Consider the following 2876-nt stretch of genomic DNA (forward strand, 5'->3'; position numbering starts at 1 on the left):
GCGGGAGGTCCACGATCTCGTGTCCGAAGACCCGGTTGATCGAGCTGCCGCCGTTCAGCGAGATGTCGGCGCCGTAGACGTGCACGGAGACCGCGCGACCGGTGCCGCCGTTCGACACCCGGTGGATGTCCTCGTCGGGCGGCACCAGGAGCTGTACCCGGCCGGGAGAGCAGGTGGTCCGGCCGGACGGCGCCAGCACCCTGCGGCCGGATCTGGGGAGCCGCCACAGCCGGTACGCCTCGTCCACCTCGACGCCCTCCACCACACCTGACACGCACCAGGAGACATGGTCGTGGATCGGGGTGGACTGCCCGGGCAGCCAGGTGAGGGCCACCACGGAGTGCGTCCGTCCGGCATGCAGCAGCCGCTGCGAGTAGCCGTCGGTGTCACCGGCGCACAGGTCGTCGGGGACGATCAGCCCGGCCCGCAGGTACTTGCGCAGGGTGTCCGCGGTGAGCTGGGCGGTCAGGACGTCCGCGGCGCCGTAGCGCGCGAGGTCGGAGAGGAACTCGTCGAGGTTGGAACCCGGTTTCACGGTCTACCGCCCCATCCCGGTGAGCGCGCGCACGTTGACGCTCCCGACGACCTTGGCCGCCAAGAAGCCGCGGGCGCAGGCCGAGCAGAGTACGTACGCCAGGAACCGGAGCAGGAGCGCCGCCGTCACCGGGAACACGGACCTGCGGTAGGCGGCACGCAACTCGGTGAATCGCGGATCGTCGCCGATCCAGGGTGTGTCACCGCGCGACGGCGCGGCCGGGTCGATCATGGGAATCCTTCTGAGCAGTGCGGAACTTGCCGAAGGCCCGACCGTAGGAATCCACGGTAGACAAGCGATGAACGTGCGGTCAGCGACGGTCCCGGCCCGCTCGACGGGCTCTCATCAGCCGTGGATCCGCTTCGCCCGGGCCGCTCGGAGCGGCGCCCTGGGAAAGCGCTTTCCAAGCGCTCCCGAACTGGGTAGGCTCGATCACCGTGGCAGACACCCTGCCTCCCCTCTCCCAGCGTGCCGCGTCGCCGACGGGCCGGGCCGGCCGGCGGCCGCTCCCTCCCCCGAAGCCCTCTGCAAGCCCTCTGAAAGCTGGCCCCTGATGCTCGACCACGACGAAACCGGGTACCTCCGCGACGGGGCGCCGCACCGCGTCGTCTCCGGCGCCCTGCACTACTTCCGCGTCCACCCCGACCTCTGGGAGGACCGCCTGCGCCGGCTACGCGCGATGGGCGCCAACACCGTCGACACCTACATCCCCTGGAACTTCCACGAGCTGCCCTCCGGCGCCTTCGACTTCACCGGCTGGCGCGACCTCGCCCGCTTCTGCCGCATCGCCCAGGCGCAGGGCCTCGACGTCATCCTGCGGCCCGGCCCCTACATCTGCGCGGAGTGGGAGTTCGGCGGCCTGCCGGCCCGGCTGCTCGCCGCCGACGGGCTGCGGCTGCGCTGCGCCGACCCGGCCTACCTGGCCGAGGTGGACGGCTGGTTCGACGCCGTCGTGCCCCGGATCCTGCCGCTCCTGGCCGGCCGGGGCGGCCCGGTGGTGGCGGTGCAGATCGAGAACGAGTACGGCAGTTTCGGCAACGACCGCGCCTACCTCCTCCACCTGCGCGACGGCCTGCTCGAACGCGGCGTCGACTGCCTGCTGTTCACGGCGGACGGCGCGGAGGACGCGATGCAGCAGGGCGGCGGCGTTCCGGGCCACCTCGCCACGGCGACGTTCGGCTCCCGGGCCGCCGAGCGGTTCGAGGTGCTGCGGCGCTACCAGCCCAAGGGCCCGATGACGGCGATGGAGTTCTGGATCGGCTGGTTCGACCACTGGGGCGAGCCGCACCACGTGCGCGACGCCGCCGAGTCCGCCCAGGCGCTGGACGACCTCCTCGCCACCGGCGCATCCGTCAACCTCTACATGGCCCACGGCGGCACCAACTTCGGCTTCTGGGCCGGCGCCAACCACACCGGCACCCGCCCCTTCGACACCGGCTTCCAGCCGACCGTCACCAGTTACGACTACGACGCTCCGATCGGCGAGGCCGGCGAGCTCACCGAGAAGTTCCACGCCTTCCGCGCCGTCATCGGCAAGTACGTCCCCCTGCCCGAGGGCGAGCTGCCCGGGCCCGCCCCCCGCGTCGCTCCGCAGCGCGTCCGGCGCCGCGCCGCCGCCGCCCGGCTCCTGGCGAACCTCGACACCCTGTCCGAGCCGGTGCGCAGCCCGACGCCCGAACCCATGGAGAAGGTCGGCCAGTCCCTCGGCCTCATCCACTACCGCACCCGGATCTCCGGCCCACGGCCGTCCATGCCGCTGCGCATCGACGGCATCGGCGACCGCGCCCACGTGTTCGCGGACGGCCGGCCGCTCGGCGTCCTGCACCGCGACGCCCCGACGGAGACCCTGCCGCTGGAGGTCGGACCGGACGGCGTCGTGCTCGACATCCTGGTCGAGGCCCTCGGCCGGGTGAACTACGGCCCTCTGCTGGACGACCGCAAGGGCATCAGCCGCGGCGTCTCCCACGGCCACCAGCGGCTGTTCGACTGGGAGATCCGCCCCCTGCCGCTCTCCGACCTCGACCGCCTCGCCTACGAGAACGCGGACCCGGTGGGCGACGCGGACCCGACCTTCCACCGCTTCGAGGCCTCGCTCGCCGAGCCCGCCGACGCCTTCGTCGCCCTGCCCGGCTGGGGCCGCGGACTCCTCTGGCTCAACGGCTTCCTGCTCGGCCGCTACTCCGCGCAGGGCCCGCAGCGGACCCTCTACGCCCCGGCTCCGCTGTGGCGGGAGGGCGTCAACGAACTCGTCCTGCTCGAACTGGACGGCCACGGCGAGGAGATCGAGCTTCGCGACCAGCCCGACCTCGGGCCGCTCGCCGCCGCCCCCAGCTCCGAGTAC

The 2876-nt window shown here is 72.6% G+C and carries 3 protein-coding genes; 1 reads left to right on the forward strand and 2 read right to left on the reverse strand.

Going from position 1 to position 2876, the window contains the following annotated elements; genetic code table 11:
* Together ACFU7Y_RS42505 and ACFU7Y_RS42510 are read right to left on the reverse strand one after the other, a co-directional pair.
* Positions 1 to 535: cysteine dioxygenase (locus tag ACFU7Y_RS42505; RefSeq protein ID WP_380771803.1), on the reverse strand; the 535-nt coding region annotated here is incomplete at its 3' end.
* Positions 536 to 538: 3 nt separating this feature from the next.
* Entirely contained in the window at positions 539 to 766 is a 228-nt protein-coding gene (locus ACFU7Y_RS42510) for a DUF485 domain-containing protein (protein WP_380771805.1), read from the reverse strand.
* Between the two features lie 322 nt (positions 767 to 1088).
* On the opposite strand from ACFU7Y_RS42510, the gene ACFU7Y_RS42515 reads away from it, so the two are divergent.
* Positions 1089 to 2876, forward strand: a 1788-nt coding sequence (locus ACFU7Y_RS42515) for a beta-galactosidase family protein (RefSeq protein WP_380771807.1), incomplete at its 3' end; no start/stop codon positions are given.

Origin of the sequence: Kitasatospora sp. NPDC057542 (assembly GCF_042801945.1) — a bacterium.
Taxonomy (GTDB): Bacteria; Actinomycetota; Actinomycetes; order Streptomycetales; family Streptomycetaceae; genus Kitasatospora.